Genomic DNA, 17,849 nt, shown 5'->3' with positions numbered 1-17,849 from the left:
AATAGTCCAGAATAAGCGAGGGCAAACATGTCAGACGAAAAGCCCAACATTCATGCGAACAAGAAAAAGCGCTCTTTCTGGCTCAAGGTTGCGATATGGGCTGGAGCGTCCATTCTCTTACTCATTCTCATTGTTGGCGTAACGCTCTCGATCCTACTTCACAGCGAACGCTTCCACAACTATATGCTTCGCACTGCGCAACAAAAGGCCACGGAAGCGCTTGGCGTTCCTGTTCGCCTCCAGAACTTCGCCGTCAATCTAAGCCACCTTGATCTAGATCTTTATGGCCTCACGGTCGAAGGCGCCGCTCCCTACGCAAATCCAGCACTGCTTCAGGTAGATCATGCAGAAGCCGGCGTGCGCATCGTCTCATTCCTCCAGCGTACCTGGTATCTCAACAGTATTCGCGTCGACCGCCCCATTGTGCACCTCTATGTAGACAAGCAAGGGCGTTCTAACCTCCCGACATTTCAAAAGAGCAGCTCCAGCTCAAGTAATACCAGTGTCTTCGACCTGGGTATTCGGCATGCGATTCTCGATCGCGGCGAGGTCTACTACAACGATCATCGTAGCGATCTCTCTGCTGATCTTCATAATCTTGCTTTTGAAGCCTCGTTTAATAGCCTGCTCCAGAAATATTCCGGTAAGCTTTCCTACCAGGACGGGCACGTGATTTCGGGCGCATATCGCCCCATACCTCACAGCCTAGCCGCTGAATTCGATGCTACCCGCACTGCATTTCATCTCATGCACGCGGAGCTTCAATCTGGCCAATCGCGCCTGACTCTTCAGGCGTCCATGCAGAACTACTCGCAGCCCAACGTTCAGGCGCATTACGACCTCGTCACTATCGGTAATCAATGGGCGCAGCTACTCAAGCTGTCTTCCATTCCCTCAGGTGAGGTGCACGCATCCGGAGATTTTCAGTATCAGCAAAATCCTTCGCATAGTCTCATCGAGTCCATAGGTTTAAACGGAGAGCTGGACAGCAAGGCTCTTGTAGTTAAGACTGCATCACTACGCACACAGGCCAGCAATCTTGTAGCACATTACAGCCTTGCGAGTGGTAATGCGACACTCAACGATCTTCACTTCAACATTCTGGGCGGCTACCTGACTAGCTCTGGAAGCCTGACAAATCTAGTCGGTTCCCAACACGCCAACTTCAGCGCTAATCTTCGCGGAGTCTCTCTTGCTCGGCTGGAAAATATCGCCGGCCGGCCGACCTCTGTCCAGAATGTCGCTGTCAGTGGATATGTTAACTCAAAATTCACCGCCGAGTGGGTTAACAGCGTTAGCAGTCTTATCGCTCATGCAGACGTTACACTCGATGGCCAGGTGCAAAAAGCACATTCCGCCAGTGCGGCTGCTGCTAACAATGCGGCCTCGGGTGCGCAACCCACTGTTCCCATCGACGGTGTCGTTCACGCCGTTTATCGCAATGACGATAAGCAGCTCGCGGTCAGTAATAGCTACGTGCGCACGCCTCAGACAAACATCACACTCAATGGAACCATCAGCAAGCATTCCAGCTTAAGTTTTGATGTTCAGGCTCAAGATCTCGCTGAAATCGAGTCGATCGCAAATCTCTTTCGTACACAGTCTTCTGGCCAACCAAATCCATCGCTTGGCCTCTCAGGTGTGGCCTCTGTCCACGGTTCCATTGATGGTATAATTTCCGCGCCGCACATCACAGGAGAGTTCACTTCAACGAATCTGCACATCGCCGGCAGCGAATGGAGACTCATCCATACCAATTTTGCTGCCGATCCATCCAATGTTGTGATCCAGAATGCCGATCTGCAGCCAGCCCTCCGCGGTCGCATCACGCTCTCAGCCAGTGCGGGTCTCAACAAATGGTCCTTTGAAAAGACCAGCCCCGTACAGATCGATCTCAATGCTGCCCAACTCAACATCGCAGACTTTGAAAAGCTCACCGGAAAGGCCATTCCCGTTACTGGCACACTCAATGCAGCCGTCAAATTGCATGGCTCTGAATTGCATCCAGTCGGCAACGGCAACCTGTCCATTACCCATCTAACCGCCTACGATCAGCCTGTCGATTCGTTGAAGGTTGATTTCTCCGGAACTGGAGAAGAAGCGCAAGCCAGCCTCGACATCCAGCTTGCTGCGGGAACCATTCACGGTTCAGTTAGCACGCGCCCTGCTGACCGAACGTATAGTGCGCAGCTCGCGGCCGATAAGGTTGATCTCAGCAAAGTCCAGATCTTAAAAGCTCGAAATCTGGAAGCCACAGGTCAAGTTACTCTTCATGCCAAGGGGCAGGGAACTTACAATAATCCCGCCGTTGATGCAAATATTGAAATACCCAAGTTGGTCGTACAACACGAAACCATCTCTGGCATCACTCTCAACGCTAGTCTCGCAAATCACATCGCCAATGCCACGCTTGCATCCTCGGCGATTAGTACGAAGATTCAAGCAAAGGCCCGTGTTGAGCTGACGGGAGACTATCCAGCAGATGCCTCCATTGATACGCAGGCCATACCCTTTGCGCCACTACTAGCCGCATACGCTCCGGAAGAGGCTGCTGACATCACAGGCCAGACAGAGCTCCATGCTACTCTGCACGGCCCGCTCAAGAATCGAAGCCAGCTCGAAGCACACGTGACCATCCCTGTTTTAAATGCCAACTACGCCAAGACCGTCCAGATCGCCGCGACAAGTCCTATTCATGTGGACTACAAAGATGGTGTCGTCAACGTTCAACGCACGTCCATTCGTGGCACAGATACAGATCTCCAGCTTCAAGGTTCTATTCCAATCAACGGCCTAGCTCCATCGTCGGCTCAGATCGCTGTCATGTTGCAGGGAACAGTCAATCTGCAACTCATCCAGCTTTTCGACCCCGATCTACGTAGTTCCGGTGAGCTCAAATTTAACGTCAACTCTACCGGGGCTGCTAATGGCTCTAGCTTCGGTGGCCAGGTTGAAGTCGTCAATGCAGCTCTTTCATCCGTCGATCTTCCGGTAGGTCTTCAGCATGGCAATGGAACCATCACTCTCACGCCGAATCGCCTCAATATCAATAAGTTTGAGGGAACCGTCGGCGGAGGCACTGTGACAGCGCAAGGTGGCATCGCGCTTAGGCCGCGCCTTCAATTCGATCTCGGATTAAATGGCCGTGGCATTCGCATGTTATATCCGCAAGCCATGCGCGAAACTGCCAATGCCAATGTGCGCCTTTCTGGTTCACCGGAATCAGCCATTCTAAGCGGATCGATCAATCTCTCTGATCTTTCTTTCACTCCTGCATTTGATCTCAGCTCTTTCATCGCTCAGTTCTCTGGAGGTGTCGCCACTCCTCCCACTCCCGGCTTCAGTCAGAATCTCCAGCTCAATCTCTCCCTTCGCTCCAGCAATGACATCGATCTCGTCAGTCGCACTCTCAGCGTCAACGGCAATGCCAATCTTCAGGTGCGTGGTACAGCATCAAATCCGGTCATTCTCGGGCGAGTCAATCTCAATAATGGAGATGTCATCCTCAACGGGGATCGCTTCGTTCTCAACGGAGGAACAATAGAATTCGTCAATCCCTCGGAGACGCAGCCAGTACTGAATGTTTCGCTCAAGACCACCATCCAGCAATACGACATCTATCTCCGCTTCAACGGCCCATCGGATCAGTTACGAACCGAATACAATTCCGATCCCGCGCTCCCGTCTGCTGACATCATCAACCTTCTTGCTTTCGGTCAAACCACTGAAGCAAATTCTGCCAACGCATCCACGCCTGCCAATCAAGCCGCTGAGTCCTTGATTGCTTCACAGGTCAGCAGTCAGATTACGAGCCGCGTCGCCAAGATTGCGGGCATCTCGCAGCTTTCGATAAACCCAATTCTCAACGCTGGAAACTCATCAAGTACTGCTGATGCAACTGTCACGATTCAACAACGGGTCACAGGCAATCTCTTCGTCACCTTTTCCACTAATGTCGCGTCAACCCAAAATCAAACCATTCAAGGCCAGTATCAGCTCAATCGCCGGGTAGCTCTCAGCGCTACACGCGATCAAAATGGAGGCGTTGCCTTCGACGCGCTGATTAAGAAATCCTGGTAGCAGTCTCAACGTTATCCAGTTGTCAGAGGTTATGTTGAAACCTCAGCGGCCAGTTCATCTTTGATACCGTGCTTTACTGAGCAGTGAAATCTCCTGGTATCAAAATCGGAGCCTCAGTCCGGCTACGCACCATTTCTAATGTTCCCGGTTCTGCAAGTTCCACCAGCGACAGGCCCTGTTGCGTTACATCCAGTACACAGAGATCTGTGATGATCCTGTCCACTACTTCCGCTCCAGTTAATGGAAGCGTGCATTGTTTCAGAACCTTCGCCGCCCCGTTTTTCGCGGTGTGTTCCATCATCACGATGACGCGCTTTACGCCCGCGACCAGGTCCATCGCGCCACCCATGCCCTTCACCATCTGCCCCGGAATCATCCAATTCGCAAGATCGCCCTGTTCAGAAACCTGCATAGCCCCCAGGATCGCAAGATCGATATGTCCGCCACGAATCATTGCAAACGAGTCAGCGCTTGAAAAAAAGCTCGCTCCCTTAGTCGCCGTTACTGTTTGCTTTCCCGCATTGATCAGGTCCGCGTCTATCTCGTCGTCGGTAGGAAAGTCGCCGATTCCCAGCAACCCATTCTCCGATTGCAGCGTCACTTCCATTCCCGCTGGAATGCATCCCGCAACCATCGTGGGCATGCCGATGCCCAGGTTCACGTAGAATCCATCGCGCAGTTCTTTTGCCGCGCGTTGTGCCATTTCTTTGCGCGTCCACGCCATCTATGCCGCTCCTCGCGTCACTCGATGTTCAATCCGTTTTTCAGAACGTGGCGTCAACACGAGCCCGTCCACATAAATCCCCGGTGTATGCACGTGATCTGGATCAATCTTTCCGGCTGTTACCACTTCTTCCACCTCTGCAATCGTCACGCGTCCGCACGCTGCAACCATCGGATTGAAATTCCTCGCTGTCTTTCGATAGACGAGATTGCCGGCTGTATCCGCCTTCCATGCCTTTACCAGCGATATATCTGCACGAATCCATCGCTCCATGATGTACGTCTTTCCATCAAACTCGCGATGCTCCTTATCTTTCGCCACCAGAGTGCCGACACCGCTGCGCGTATAAAACGCCGGAATTCCCGCTCCCCCTGCGCGCATCCGCTCCGCCAGCGTTCCTTGCGGGCAAAACTCCAGATCCAGCTCGCCCGCGAGATACTGTCGCTCAAACTCTGCATTCTCACCTACGTAGCTAGCAATCATCTTGCGAATCTGTCTGGTTTGCAGCAGTAGTCCCAAGCCCCAGCCATCCACGCCTGCGTTATTGCTCACGGCCGTAAGGTTTTTCTTGCCGGTATCTCGCAGTGCTAGTATCAACTGTTCCGGAATCCCGCATAGCCCAAATCCCCCCACAGCGATCGTCATGCCATCTTCTACCAAGCCGACAAGCGCTTCGTGTGCATCGCTATAGACCTGCTTCATCGCTCATCTCCGTCACTGGCTGCTCCGTTGCGACGACACAAATGTATCGCGTCAAATCCACCCCATCTGACCGCCCCGCGAGTATATCGCTCATCCGTGAGGCTTCGCTAATCGTCTCTGTGCAGTTGGTAGCAACTACGGCATCAACCAAAAGCTGTAGGGCGAGCACCGGATAGTCCAGCACAGCGCTTCTTGGCGGGGAATTGTCAGATCAGTCCGCAGATTTTCCAACCCGCAACCTTCTAATCATCGCTCGATGTCACTTTTTGTTGCATTATCCACGCAAATTCAATAGCTTTTACCCATCTCGAAATTTACAGAGTCTGTCACATTCCCTGCCAAACGCACGATCAGGCCAGGTCTCTCTTCTTTTGCAACTCATCAGGAACCACACCTCATTTTGAAAGGGAGAATCATCGTGAACCTGCATCACATCAAACTGGCCTCCGCGGCGTGCACCGTGGCTCTGTTATTGGCCTCTGGTGCGCCTGGACAGCAACAAGATGGCGACAAAGTCGATCTCAACGCACTAACCCAAATCAAGAGCGAAGCCTTCGAGCACTCACAGGTCATGGAAAATCTCTTTTACATCTCTGAGGTCTACGGCCCGCGTGTGAACAACAGCCGTAATCATCGCGCTGCCGCTGAATGGGCCATGAAGCAGATGAAAGAGTGGGGTCTGCAGAATGTGCATCTGGAGCAGTGGGGACCCTTCGGTTATGGCTGGCAGATCAAGAAGTTCTACGGCGCACTTGAAACCCCAGCCTACGCCTCGCTCATCGGTTTTCCGCTCGCCTGGACCCCCAGCACCGACGGTCCCATCACTGCTGAAGCTGTGCTCGCCCCGCTCCATTCCGAAGCTGACTTCGCCAAATATAAAGGTAAGCTTAAGGGCAAGATTGTCCTCATCTTCGATCCTCGCGAGCTATCTCTCCATACCGAGCCCGAAGCCCGTCGTCTCACCGATGCGGAAGTAGAAGAACGTACCAAGACTCCCGATCCGTCGCACAACGGCTTCGGTCCGCCGATGCGCTCCAATGCACCTGCGCCGCGTCCCGGCGAATATACCCCGCAGTCGTTGTCCACTGCAGCACCCAGCGGACGCATCCTGCGCAACCAGGTCAATGCTTTCCTCAAGGAAGAGGGTGCGGCCGTAGCCCTCACACCTGGCTATAACGGCGACGGTGGCACCATCTTCGCTTCCTATGGAGGCTCGCAAGATCCCAAGGATCCCGTTGGTCCTCCCATGGCAGCCATCACGCCCGAGCAGTACAACCGTATCTGCCGCCTGCTTGAACATGGCATCACACCCAAGCTCACCTTCGACATCCAGACCGAATATCAAAAAGATGACCAGATGGGCTTCAATGTCGTCGGCGAAATCCCAGGAACCACCAAGTCCGACGAAGTCGTCATGGTCGGCGGCCACTTCGATAGCTGGCAGGGCGGTACCGGCGCCACAGACAATGGCACCGGCTCAGCCGTCGCCATGGAAGCTGTACGTATCCTCGCCACGCTCCACAAACCCATGGCCCGCACTGTCCGCGTAGCTCTCTGGGGTGGCGAAGAAGAAGGCCTCTACGGCTCACTTGCCTATGTGCAGCAGCACTTCGCCCCACGTGACACCATGAAGAAAACCCCCGAGTACGACAAGCTCGACGTCTACTTCAACGACGACTCCGGCTCCGGAAAATTCCGCGCAGTCTCCGCGCTCGGCAACGCTGAGCTCGCGGCCATCTTCCAGTCATGGATCAATCCCATTAAAGACTTGGGACTGGACGCCGTTGTCGGTCTCAGCTCAGGCCCCACTAGACAGCCGGGCGGTACCGACTCCACCAGCTTCTCCTGGATCGGTCTCGACGGTATCGGCTTCATGCAGGATCCCCTCGAGTACGGCTCTCGCACCCACCACTCAAACATGGACCTCTACGACCGCGTGCAGAAAGGCGACGTTATGCAAGGAGCCATGATTGAAGCCTGGTTCGCCTACAACGCCGCCACACGTCCTGATATGCTTCCCCGCATCGAAACCCCAGAACCTACGGCGAAATAGTATGCTGGAGCGATAATAGCAACAAGGGCGAGGCCGAAAGCCTCGCCCTTGTTACGTGTTCGCCAGCTGGTTTGGATGATCTCCATCTCACTTCGCACTGTAGTTCTGCGCATAAGTATCGTGCGGCAACCCCGCATTGCGTGACTGCCGCGCGAACGCGTACGCCTGATCCCTGCTCATCACCCCGCCAATCGTCACCAGATAAGGCGCACGGTGAGTCGGCGTAAATACCTCCGGCCGCAGCTCGGGATGCGCTTGCGCAATACTCTGCGCCTTCTTCTGTGCTTGGTCCTGGCGGTAGTATGTATACGCGATCACCCGCCACTGCGCGCGGTCTCCCACATTATTGCGAGCTGCCGAAGAAACAGTCGCCGATCCGGAAGTCATCACGCCGGCTGGAGATTTAGCTTGGTTAGTCGCATCTGCGGCCACTGTTGCTGGGGGAACAGACGCCGCTCGCACAGCATCTGCCTGATCGGCATTTTTCGCGTGAAGGAAATGCCACCCTAACCACAGCGTGATAACGAATACAACTACCGCGAACGCTAGGGCGCCGATCCATTTTGCTTTTGCTTCCTGTGTGACGCCGTCTAACAATTGCTCGATACGCAAAGGAGGCCGCTCGGCTGCCGTAGCCACAGGCATCTGTTTTGCGTTGGGCATTGCCTGTGCTGCTTCCGAAACGGGCTTTACCGCAGGCACTGCAACTGACCTATCCACGGAAGTCTTCGAGGATACGCTATTTACCGAGGCAGCCGTGGGTTGCTCGCCCTCGCCTTGTAATGCCTTCACGATCTCGCGAATACCCCACGCCCCATTCATGGCATTCGGCACGATTCGATCGAAAGGCGCGGGAAGAGGACGTCTGGTGACAGCCAGCTCCAGTGTTCTCGTCTGCGTCAAAGCATCGAGCAGCAGCACTGCCAGATCATGCACATCCCGCTGCTTCGCTTCCACTCCACTCTCACCCTCTGGAGCCTCCCGAATGCAGTCGCTCCGCACCTTGACAGTCTCCCCCACAGCAAACACATTCTCAGGAGCAATATGCTCGTGAACGAAACCATGCGTATGCAGCGTTTCGAGAGCAGAGGCAACGCTAACCGCCAACTCTGTCGTCTCCGTGACAGTCAATCGCCGTTCGGCCAGCACCTGCGCCAGATTCGCCTCTACCCGCTCAAGTACGGCATAAATCACCGTGACATTGTCCAGTGTTAACTGACCGCTTCGCTCCAACCTGACAAAATTGGGATGCCCCCAAGCTTCCACACCTCGCCAGCGCGCAAGAATCTCATCTTCGTCGAAGTGGCAGGCGATAAGCCGAATTAGTCTCGCGTCATCTTTGTCGATGAAGGTTGAGAAGAACGCGCTTCGACCCTCGGGCAGCAACAATTTGTTCAGTGGGAATGCGCCATCGATCGTGATGCCTTCGTAGTCCGTCCATAGTTCCATAGGTACTTCCTGTTTTAGGGGATGGAACCAAGACAGAATGCCGGTCGGCAAATCGAGCAGTAGGGGCGTCGCGCACACGATCGACGGGCACGCATCTTTAACCGCCACACATAATTATCATCCATTGCGGCCAAGTCAAACGCGAAGATATTTACCACCTGTGTGCCTTTCACAAACGTTGCAATCGGAAGCGGCTTCGCATCACTCGGTATTTCTCTGATTGTTCCCGTTGGAACATCTTCTACCGTCAACGATCCCTATACTGGCCTCAATGTCGACTACTCCGCAACAAATCGACTGGGTCACGAAGCAGGCCCAATGCAACGCACAGAAGGTCTTTCGTGAGCTTTGCGAGGGAATCGAAAGTGACGTCCAGCGGATGAATTCCATCGGACAATTTCCTCTGCGTGAATCCTTCGTTGTTGAGGTCAATCCCGAGGGCACAACCATAGGCGTAGGCAAACCTCACCTGACACCTCGCCGCAGGGTACTTCTCACGCTCGACGGAAACGCGGTCAAGGTGCACCTCGATGGCGTCGAGAGAGATTGGCAGGCCTGCGTAAGCCTCAACGATCAGTGGCGATGCGTTCTCAAACTCGACGACGGTACAGAATTGGAGCAATGGCAATTCCGCAAGAAGGCCCTCGAACAGCTGTTCTTTGACATAACTCCGTGCCCCGTACCTGCCGATTCTTCGAAAAAGTAGACCCTCTTACCAACCCTTCCACTCTACGAAGCCATCACGGCCACTGCAAAAGCTCATTGTTCCAGTGCAATCGCTATCTCACTCGGGCCTGAGCGTCTAATCCGGAAGAATCCGATTCTGTTCATCCAGCAGAACGATCCCAGGCTTGAAATCGCGAGCCTGGCCTTCTTCCATCCAGCAGAAGCTGGCCACAATGATCCGGTCGCCTGTCTGCACTAGGCGCGCTGCGGCACCATTGACACAAATCTCCGCCGAGCCACGTTCTAACTCGATGGCGTATGTCTCAAAGCGAGCGCCATTGTTCAGGTTCCACACGTGAACTGCTTCAAAAGGAAGAATTCCGCTGGCTTCAAGAAGAGTCGCATCGATGCCAATGCTTCCTTCGTAGTTAAGATCCGACTGAGTGACCGTGGCACGGTGCAACTTCGTCTTCATGAGCTTAATTAACATCGAGAAACCGCTACCTCAACTCCCAGTCTCGCATAGAACGTTGTCGCTCCATCCCGCATGCAGGCAAGCGTTTGCGTCCCAGAAAAACAATCCCTTGATGCTTTCAGCTTTCTCATGCGAGAACGCTGAAGCATGTGGCGGCGCATCTGGAAAAGAGGACAGAATCCACGACTCGCAGCCCTACCATAGCAACCGAGTAAAACCGGTTCAGGTTCACTCACGATTTCAACCCATGCGTAGTCACGCATGCCATAACTCACATGCCGTCCCGTAAAACTGGCTGACCAAATCAGGATTTGTGCGAAGAATGGTCGGGGAGAGAGGATTCGAACCTCCGACCCCCTGGTCCCGAACCAGGTGCTCTACCAGGCTGAGCCACTCCCCGAACACGCGTGGATCGCGACATCCATCTCTGCTTTCGCCTGGTGAATACGGCAGCTGGATGCGCTTTTACGAGTGTACCAGAATCCCCAGCCAATCGCCGGACCGCCCCAACGCGTTACCTGGCCCACTAGCCTTATTCGCCAAGCACCAGCTTCCCAATCGTCATCAGCTGCATATTCGACGTTCCTTCGTAGATTTTCCCGACCTTCGCATCGCGGTAATACTTCTCCGCTGGATAATCCCGCACATATCCATTTCCGCCGAAGATCTCGACGCACTGACTCGCTACCCGCTCGGCCACTTGAGAAACAAACAGCTTCGTCATAGCTGCCTCGGTGACAAACGGCAACCCCGCATCCTTCCGCCGTGCAGCGTTATAGACCATCAGCCGTGCAGCTTCAATCTCCGTAGCCATCTGCGCCAGCGAAAACCGCACCGCCTGGAATTCTGCAATTGCCTTCCCAAACTGTTTTCGCTCCTTTGCATACTTCGTCGCGTGGTTCCACGCGCCCTGCGCCAGCCCGAGCATCTGCGCGCCAATGCCGATGCGCCCTTCGTTCAGCACCTCAATTGCAATCTTGTATCCCTTGCCTTCCTCGCCCAGCAGGTGATCGGCCGGAATCTCGCATCCATCAAAGAGCACCTCACAGGTACTCGAAGCCCGAATCCCCAGCTTCTGCTCCTTCTTGCCAACCGTCAGGCCCGGAGTGCCCGCTTCAACCACAAACGCTGTAATCCCCCGATACCCCGCATCAGGATCCAGATTCGCAAATGCCAGAAACAGCCCTGCTTCGCGGGCGTTGCTGATCCACATCTTCCGTCCGTCCAGGCGGTAGCCCACTTCCGTCTTCCTCGCGCGCGTTTTCATCGCAAACGCATCCGACCCGGACTCCGCCTCGCTCAGCGCGTAGGAACACACCGTCCCCCCAGCCAACCTCGGCAGCCACCGCCGCTTCTGCTCCTCTGTTCCCCATCGCAGCAATGCATTGACGCATAAGGTGTTTTGAATATCCACCACCAGCCCGACGGAAGCATCCATCTCCGAGAGCGCCTCGACCGCAAGAATCGCCTCAAAGAAGCTCCCGCCGGCTCCGCCCAGCTCCTCCGGAACCTCAATTCCCAGCAATCCCAACTCTGCCAGTTTGCTTAACAGCCCCGGTGCATACGCTTCGGCTTCGTCCATCGCTCGCACCTGTGGACCTATTACCTCTGCCGCAAATCGTCGTACGTTCGCCTGCAGTAGCCGCTCTTCTTCAGCCAACTCTGTCACCGACAGCGATCGCGCATCCATAGCACCAAAAACAGGCAAGGGAACTACCTCCATCGCAAATCCCCAAAAATCACGGAAAACAATTCAGCCTACCACCAGCGACGGACCACCAACCACTGTTCGCTGCCAATCACTCGCTGCCCTCTCGCATAAATCTCCAATTTACCGTATTCTGTAATGAGCCACACGGCAGGTTGGGAGGTGTAAACCCATTGGCAGAAGTTCGCGTACAAGAAGGCGAGCCGCTCGAGAATGCGCTCCGCCGTTTTAAGCGCAAAGTACAGCAGGAAGACATCATCAAGGAAGTTAAGCGTCACTCCTACTACCTCAAGCCCGGCGAAAAACGCCGCGTGAAAGAGGCATTGGCGCGCAAGCGGAACCGAAAAAAGGCACGCAAAGAGCAGGATTAGCTCTCGATCTTTATGAACGCCTTATGCCCGGTCGATGTATCTTACATCGACCGGGCATTTTCATCCGTCGGTGAAAACCCTTCAGACGGGTAGCTGAACAATTTCTGGACCATAGACGATATGTGTCCTGACAGTTCCGTTAGTCACTCGTTCGATCTCTTCAACCGACCCTCCTTCACTCCACATGCGCGTCCATCTCCCGGGGCGAGGCGCCTTTTCCCATTGGTCTACCAGGGTGTGTCGTGGACCATGCATCGGCCGCCGCATCGAGTGTGGCCAGGACTCCAGTTGTGAAATCACAAGGGTGGTTCCGGCGGCTGGCCTTCCTCGTTCTCAACACTGTTCCATGGCCTGACATTCGCCGGTATCAATGTGCCGGAGATGGACTTTTCAGATCGAATCCTGAAGTGCGTAGTCTGCGGAAATGACTTCGTGTTTACCGCGGATGAACAGCGTTTTTTTCACTTGAAGCAATTCACCAACGATCCCAAGCATTGCAAATCCTGCAAGGCAAAGCGGGCCACTAAATCTGTGCGTGCCCGCCCTGAGACCCGCACCACCTGTGCCGAGTGTGGTCAGCCAACGACGGTTCCTTTTAGGCCGAGTCAGGGCAGGCCGGTTCTCTGCCGCGCCTGCTTCGAAAAAAAATCCACCCCACCTGCCTGACTCATCCGGCAACTCTCGATTCCCATCCGAATCTGGCAAAGGATTTGTCTCTCCATGCCGCAAAGCTCCGGACAAGAAAGCCTGCCAGTTGGCAGGCTTTTCTGATCTCCGGTCTTTATTTCTTGCCTTTTTCAATCCACATCGTCTGCGACGTATACCACCACCGGCTCCGTAGCCAACTGCGGATCGACGATCAGCACTGTGCGTACCTCGCCGCCGGTCAAAGCAAACGCAGCCGACGAATAGATAGTCGTCACGCTATTTTTAAGTGTCGTTCCCGTTGGTGCAATCACCATGTATAGAGTTGACGATGGAATAGTTACATATCCAGAGGTTGCTCCCACAGGTAAGCCGGTAATGACCGGTTTTGCCGTCGCATACACCTGATCGGAAGTGCCCGGCAGAAAGTACACATCCACAGCCCCTGTCGAAGGCGCCTGATTCAGCATTCGAAACTCGGAATGCCCCGTCGGAGCAGGTGTTGCTTGGTCTTCCAGCACCGTTACTTGATAGCCGGCATTCAAGTCTGAAATAAGAACCGACTGGCTCGTGCCGGCGCGAAGCGAAGTATTGGCAGAAGCCAGTATCGTCGTTGCAGTGGTCGCCGTCACTTTAATCAGCGCATTGTTTGTCGGTGCGAGCTGCGCATAATCCGTGATGCTGCCTTGTCCCAGATTTCCCGCCAGCAGCGTGCTACCGACGTACACATTGAGTGCAGGTGCATTGTATGAGGCATCTAGAATCCGCAATTGGCTAATAGAGGTTCCTCCCGCTACCGACTGGCATCCGGCCAGCATAAGCGAACCCGCGAGACTAGCCACCGAGACCACACCAAGCCAGAGCAGTCCTCGCCGTCCTTTTAGTCCGCGCCGGGTAACGTCTCTTTGCAATTCGCCTCGCTCCAAAACAGCTACATCAACCCAATCCAAATCTGTTTGCCGCAACCGCGCTCTGCATCCAAACCAGATTGCATACCACTCATTTTGCAGCCGTTTCTGCGATTGTATCGACTTCTGCCTGCCATCGCGTAGCACAACCGCTTAACGAACCAAATCCCTCATCATGGCGAGCGATGCGACAGTGCGTTGGGAAAAGAAACTGCTTCCAGGTTCGCTGTTCACTGATTGTTCAATTGTTATCTGATTGGCCGATACTGCAGATTCAGCCTCGTCGGCGCAGGTTCTGCGTCATTGGTTAGACCTGCATGCTGTTGCGGCTTGACTCCACCTGAGCTAGCCGGTGAAACCGCTTCGCCTTCGCTACATCCTTCATGATCTGCGCCTTCAGTGCCTCGGGCGAGGGCCACGTGAGCTCCGGCCTCAATCTATACAGAAATTCAAGTTCCAGCGGAGTTTCTTCCGTTAGCTCGACAGGTTCGAAATCGAGCAGGTGCGACTCGACGGAGAAAGAAGGTTCGCCAAACGTAGGCCGGTCGCCAACATTCGTTACCGCCTGAAAACAGCGTCCGGATTCGGCATCTGCGGACGCAAAAACGGTGAGCCGCGCCACGTATACGCCTTTGGCTGGCAGCAATTCCGGATAGGGAGCTAGATTTACTGTCGGCACCAGCAGCTTTGTGCCGATACCGCGCCCGCGCGCTGGTGTTGATCGGATAGCAAACGTATGTCCCAACATCCAGCGGGCACGCCGTATATCGCCCGCAGCAATGCGCTCCCGAATCGCCGAACTCGAAACCGTCAGTCCGTGCGAAACCACCGCCTGGTGCACCGTCAGCGAGAATCCAAACTCCTGCCCAAACTCGGCAAGCTCCACTACCCCCGCTTCAGCACAGTGCCCGAATCGAAAGTTTGCACCCTCATGGATCGATCGTATTTGGAGTCTCTCGACAAGAATAGTCTGGACAAACTCCCTCGCTCTCATCAGGGAAAGCTCTCTGTCAAACGAGAGCACCAGTACAGCATCGATTCCCGTCTGCGCCATCAGCCGGAGACGCTCCGGAATAGGCGCAAGAAGCTTCGGTGCGCGATCTGGCCGCAGAAAACATTCCGGATGTGGGTCGAAGGTAATGGCAATCGACCGCCAGCCGTTGATCCGTGCCTCGGCGGCAATCGCAGACAATACTTCGTGATGTCCACGATGAACGCCATCGAAGTTTCCTACCGCGACCGCGGATGGTCCAAACTCCGCAGGTATCTCGCCGAGTGAGCGAAAAACACGAATTGAATCAACCGTCATGCCAATGTCACCGGAACGGTCAAACCGTCATAAGCCAGCGCCATACCCTTAGGCATCCGCGCATTCGTTTCGGCATGGCCAAGCTCGTGTGAAATATGCGTAAACCATGTGTCCCGTGCACCGATTCGTTTTGCCCAGCGTACTGCCTGCTCTACATTAGCGTGGCTCGGATGGGGCGTATGCCGTAGCGCCGAAAGCACCAGCACCTCAAGTCCTTCCAGCAATGCGAAACTTGACTCTGGTATAGAGCTGACATCGGTAAAGTAAGCGGCGTTGCCAAACCGGTAGCCCATGATCGGCAAGTTGCCGTGCATTACCGGAACCGGAACAAACCGAACCTCATGTACCGCAACCGGCTCGCCGTCGCGTAGGTCATTAAGCTGCACACGGGCCCGGTTCGGATACTTGGCGTCTTCTGCAAAGGTGTAGTTGTAAATACGCTCTAGCACAGTCCGCGTTTCCGGATCCGTATGCAAAGGGATTGGCCCGCTTTCTCTGTGCATCAGGTAGCTTAACGGCCTCAGATCGTCCAGGCCAAAGATGTGGTCGGCATGCGAATGTGTGTAGAAGACTGCATCCACACGCTTCAACCCGGCAGTTAGCGCCTGCTGACGAAAGTCGGGACCCGTATCGATCAAAACCGCCCGTCCGCACGGTCCGCTCTCCTCCGGAAAAGGAAGCAGGCCCTTACGCGCCTTCATCGGCTTTTCCGTCCGCTCGGTTCCCTCCGGGCATGGCCAGCGCACCAGCACGGATGGTCGCAGCCGCTTGTCGCGTGTATCGGCAGAGGTGCATACCGCACAGGCACATGCAATCGTAGGCACGCCCATTGACGTTCCCGTGCCCAGAAAGGTCAGTGTTCCCTGCACGCGTGCCCTAGGATTGTTGCCTGCATCAGACATCCGATTAGCGCTTCACCCCACCTGGAGGTGGGGGCAGCGGTTGTGCCGAGATCATCCGCGTCAGCTCAAGGAAGGTTGCACGTAGCTCAAACAGCACTACCTCGAGACTGCGAGCCTCTTCTGCAGTCAGATTACCTTTGCATTTTGACTCCAGCACTCCGAGCAGATCGATTGTTTGGCGTGCGCCGAGAATATCGACACGTGGCCTTTGGCCCTCCGGAGTGCCTGCGCCCATCTGCATCAGTGCGGACAGATAAAGCTGCTGTACCAGATGTTCAAAGCCGATCTTTTCGGGGGCAGGCGCGCCAGGATTCTGAGCGCGGATCAGGTCATCGATTCGGTCGGCAGCGCGGCTGTAGTCATCCTTCAACTGGCTGATTTCCTCCTCGGTCGGCCCAAGCGGTGATTGTTCTTCTTCCGCTTCAGGCGTCACCAACACCGGGTCTGAATCAACAGGCTCTTCCGCCTTAACTGGTGTCTGTGGAATGCGCTCTACCAGCCGTGGTCCTGAAGAGGAAGCTGCTGCTGGCGGTGTGGCAGGTTTTTGTTCAGGCGTGGCGGCTATTTCAGCAGCGGGGGCAGCGTCGTCATCGGCGCGAAACTTGCGCCGGTCAACGACCGTAAATTTTGGTGTATCGCTCATACCGTCTCTCTAACGAATTTCAATCTCATTGCGCAGTTTCGGTGTGCCATCCAGGATGAGGGCAGCTCCATTGGCAAATTCAAGTGTTTTATTGCCCACTTCCGCTTCGGCGCGCAGCATGGCAATGGCAAAGATGCGCGAACTGCCTTTAAGATGCAAGGCGGCGGCGCTGGTGATTGTTCCAACTGATTTCGCGTCGGTTCCACTTCCCGCGATCCGCAGTTCCGTGCCTTTGACCGGAAGGGAGTCCGCATCGTCCAGGTTCAGCTCAAGAGAGCGCAGATGCCGGTGTACTTGACCGCGGGAGCGTACGCGCTCCACGATCTCCTGCCCCAAATAACAACCCTTAGCGAAGTTCAGCGCGCGGATTTGAGATGTCTCCTGTACCAGATCGCGGCTTTCGATATCGACTTCATACGCTGGAATTCCTTCCACAATGCGCAACGTCTCAAGAGCCTCTGTGCCAGCAAACGCTGCTCCAGCGTTGTGCAGAGCAGACCATAGTCGCGGAATCGCCTCGGTGGCTACCCACAGCTCGTAATGGGGAACCGTCGTGCCGTACGTGCGCCGGATCTGAACTTCTATTCCGGCCGCAATACCTCGTATCCAGGTCATCACTGATACTTGGGCGGTAAGTCCGAGAACACTGAGAATCCGTGCGGAATCAGGGCCGGTCAACCCCAGCGCCGATTGTCCTTCCATCGGAGCCAGTTCTACATCATCCATGATGATGTAGCGGTCGAAATGCTCAAGAAGCGCGGGCGACTGCGCGGCGGTTAGCTCAAGCTCCAGCGAGTCGCCATTGCGCCAAACCCAGGCATCGCCCTGAATCCGTCCCTGCGCGTTGAGGATGAAATTGTAGGCTCCGCCGTCTTGTGGCAATGTTTCAACGGCATTCGTGACCATGCCGCTCAACCAACGGAAGCGATCTTCGCCGCGTACCTCGATACGGCGGAGCCACCCGAGATCGTGTACCGCAGCGTCGAATAGAAGTGCTGCGGTTTCATTTCCGATAGCGTCTAACTGCTGTGGGGTGAGTGCGCCCAGGTAGCTCTGAAGCTGCGGCGGTGAAGAAAATGCAGCTCCGGCGAGAAAGTCGGCCAACGGAGTTGCTTTAGTTTCAATTAGTTGCGTCATGCCGGTCTCGCGGGTACAAAAGCTTCCAATAATGGCTTTGTACCAGGTTTGATTATAGCTTGGGGTATATTGCGGCA

At 55.0% G+C, this 17,849-nt stretch carries 16 protein-coding genes and 1 tRNA gene; 5 read left to right on the top strand and 12 right to left on the bottom strand.

Annotation, left to right across the window (positions count from 1 at the left end; genetic code table 11):
* Positions 1–27: 27 nt before the first annotated feature.
* Entirely contained in the window at positions 28–4,080 is a 4,053-nt protein-coding gene (locus tag OHL22_RS14565; protein ID WP_263338724.1) for a translocation/assembly module TamB domain-containing protein, read from the top strand.
* A gap of 73 nt (positions 4,081–4,153) precedes the next feature.
* Here OHL22_RS14565 and OHL22_RS14560 read toward each other — a convergent pair whose 3' ends face one another.
* From OHL22_RS14560 to OHL22_RS14550, 3 genes are read right to left on the bottom strand one after another with little or no spacing between them, the layout of a single operon-like run.
* A complete protein-coding gene (locus OHL22_RS14560) occupies positions 4,154–4,804 on the bottom strand; it encodes a CoA transferase subunit B (RefSeq protein WP_263338723.1) in 651 nt (216 codons plus the stop codon).
* Positions 4,805–5,506 (bottom strand): CoA transferase subunit A, encoded by a 702-nt coding sequence (locus OHL22_RS14555; protein ID WP_263338720.1) that lies wholly within the window; start codon positions 5,504–5,506, stop codon positions 4,805–4,807.
* A complete protein-coding gene (locus OHL22_RS14550) occupies positions 5,490–5,690 on the bottom strand; it encodes a hypothetical protein (protein WP_263338718.1) in 201 nt (66 codons plus the stop codon). The genes OHL22_RS14555 and OHL22_RS14550 overlap by 17 nt, the downstream gene beginning before the upstream one ends.
* 234 nt (positions 5,691–5,924) lie before the next feature.
* Between OHL22_RS14550 and OHL22_RS14545 the strand changes: the two genes are divergently transcribed.
* Positions 5,925–7,559: a M28 family peptidase gene (locus OHL22_RS14545; protein ID WP_263338715.1), complete on the top strand. Its 1,635-nt coding sequence runs from the start codon at positions 5,925–5,927 to the stop codon at positions 7,557–7,559.
* Between the two features lie 87 nt (positions 7,560–7,646).
* Here OHL22_RS14545 and OHL22_RS14540 read toward each other — a convergent pair whose 3' ends face one another.
* Positions 7,647–9,008, bottom strand: coding sequence for a protein kinase family protein (locus tag OHL22_RS14540; protein ID WP_263338712.1), 1,362 nt, complete (start codon positions 9,006–9,008; stop codon positions 7,647–7,649).
* 271 nt (positions 9,009–9,279) lie between these two features.
* Here OHL22_RS14540 and OHL22_RS14535 point away from each other — a divergent pair, with 271 nt between their 5' ends.
* Positions 9,280–9,714, top strand: a complete 435-nt coding sequence (locus OHL22_RS14535; protein WP_263338710.1) for a hypothetical protein — start codon at positions 9,280–9,282, stop codon at positions 9,712–9,714.
* Between the two features lie 96 nt (positions 9,715–9,810).
* Here OHL22_RS14535 and panD read toward each other — a convergent pair whose 3' ends face one another.
* The 3 genes from panD to OHL22_RS14520 all read right to left on the bottom strand — a co-directional run bounded on the left by panD (position 9,811) and on the right by OHL22_RS14520 (position 11,857).
* Positions 9,811–10,164, bottom strand: a complete 354-nt coding sequence (gene panD, locus OHL22_RS14530) for an aspartate 1-decarboxylase (protein ID WP_263338707.1) — start codon at positions 10,162–10,164, stop codon at positions 9,811–9,813.
* 308 nt (positions 10,165–10,472) lie between these two features.
* Positions 10,473–10,549, bottom strand: a tRNA-Pro gene (locus OHL22_RS14525).
* A gap of 132 nt (positions 10,550–10,681) precedes the next feature.
* Positions 10,682–11,857: an acyl-CoA dehydrogenase gene (locus OHL22_RS14520; RefSeq protein WP_317890899.1), complete on the bottom strand. Its 1,176-nt coding sequence runs from the start codon at positions 11,855–11,857 to the stop codon at positions 10,682–10,684.
* A gap of 173 nt (positions 11,858–12,030) precedes the next feature.
* Here OHL22_RS14520 and rpsU point away from each other — a divergent pair, with 173 nt between their 5' ends.
* Together rpsU and OHL22_RS14510 are read left to right on the top strand one after the other, a co-directional pair.
* Positions 12,031–12,228, top strand: a complete 198-nt coding sequence (gene rpsU, locus OHL22_RS14515) for a 30S ribosomal protein S21 (protein WP_263338703.1) — start codon at positions 12,031–12,033, stop codon at positions 12,226–12,228.
* Between the two features lie 381 nt (positions 12,229–12,609).
* Positions 12,610–12,894 (top strand): zinc-ribbon domain containing protein, encoded by a 285-nt coding sequence (locus tag OHL22_RS14510; RefSeq protein ID WP_263338700.1) that lies wholly within the window; start codon positions 12,610–12,612, stop codon positions 12,892–12,894.
* 131 nt (positions 12,895–13,025) lie between these two features.
* Here OHL22_RS14510 and OHL22_RS14505 read toward each other — a convergent pair whose 3' ends face one another.
* The 5 genes from OHL22_RS14505 to ygfZ all read right to left on the bottom strand — a co-directional run bounded on the left by OHL22_RS14505 (position 13,026) and on the right by ygfZ (position 17,772).
* Positions 13,026–13,784, bottom strand: a complete 759-nt coding sequence (locus OHL22_RS14505) for a DUF4397 domain-containing protein (protein WP_263338698.1) — start codon at positions 13,782–13,784, stop codon at positions 13,026–13,028.
* 304 nt (positions 13,785–14,088) lie between these two features.
* A complete protein-coding gene (gene ribF / locus OHL22_RS14500) occupies positions 14,089–15,090 on the bottom strand; it encodes a riboflavin biosynthesis protein RibF (RefSeq protein WP_263338695.1) in 1,002 nt (333 codons plus the stop codon).
* Complete coding sequence (locus OHL22_RS14495; protein WP_263338693.1) at positions 15,087–15,992, bottom strand: MBL fold metallo-hydrolase; 906 nt, start codon at positions 15,990–15,992, stop codon at positions 15,087–15,089. The genes ribF and OHL22_RS14495 overlap by 4 nt, the downstream gene beginning before the upstream one ends.
* Before the next feature lie 4 nt (positions 15,993–15,996).
* Positions 15,997–16,635, bottom strand: a complete 639-nt coding sequence (locus OHL22_RS14490) for a DUF1844 domain-containing protein (RefSeq protein ID WP_263338691.1) — start codon at positions 16,633–16,635, stop codon at positions 15,997–15,999.
* Positions 16,636–16,644: 9 nt separating this feature from the next.
* Entirely contained in the window at positions 16,645–17,772 is a 1,128-nt protein-coding gene (gene ygfZ, locus OHL22_RS14485) for a CAF17-like 4Fe-4S cluster assembly/insertion protein YgfZ (RefSeq protein ID WP_263338689.1), read from the bottom strand.
* Between the last annotated feature and the right edge of the window lie 77 nt (positions 17,773–17,849).

Origin of the sequence: Acidicapsa dinghuensis, assembly GCF_025685685.1 — a bacterium.
In the GTDB taxonomy this organism is placed as follows: domain Bacteria; phylum Acidobacteriota; class Terriglobia; order Terriglobales; family Acidobacteriaceae; genus Acidicapsa; species Acidicapsa dinghuensis.
This window is presented reverse-complemented; position numbering and strand designations above follow the sequence as displayed.

Coding starts and splice junctions, on each gene's coding strand:
- ygfZ (WP_263338689.1), bottom strand. CDS start 17,772: ATGACGCAACTAATTGAAACTAAAGCAACTCCGTTGGCCGACTTTCTC.
- ribF (WP_263338695.1), bottom strand. CDS start 15,090: ATGACGGTTGATTCAATTCGTGTTTTTCGCTCACTCGGCGAGATACCT.
- OHL22_RS14495 (WP_263338693.1), bottom strand. CDS start 15,992: ATGTCTGATGCAGGCAACAATCCTAGGGCACGCGTGCAGGGAACACTG.
- OHL22_RS14555 (WP_263338720.1), bottom strand. CDS start 5,506: ATGAAGCAGGTCTATAGCGATGCACACGAAGCGCTTGTCGGCTTGGTA.
- OHL22_RS14535 (WP_263338710.1), top strand. CDS start 9,280: ATGTCGACTACTCCGCAACAAATCGACTGGGTCACGAAGCAGGCCCAA.
- OHL22_RS14490 (WP_263338691.1), bottom strand. CDS start 16,635: ATGAGCGATACACCAAAATTTACGGTCGTTGACCGGCGCAAGTTTCGC.
- panD (WP_263338707.1), bottom strand. CDS start 10,164: ATGTTAATTAAGCTCATGAAGACGAAGTTGCACCGTGCCACGGTCACT.
- OHL22_RS14510 (WP_263338700.1), top strand. CDS start 12,610: ATGGACTTTTCAGATCGAATCCTGAAGTGCGTAGTCTGCGGAAATGAC.
- OHL22_RS14560 (WP_263338723.1), bottom strand. CDS start 4,804: ATGGCGTGGACGCGCAAAGAAATGGCACAACGCGCGGCAAAAGAACTG.
- OHL22_RS14540 (WP_263338712.1), bottom strand. CDS start 9,008: ATGGAACTATGGACGGACTACGAAGGCATCACGATCGATGGCGCATTC.
- OHL22_RS14565 (WP_263338724.1), top strand. CDS start 28: ATGTCAGACGAAAAGCCCAACATTCATGCGAACAAGAAAAAGCGCTCT.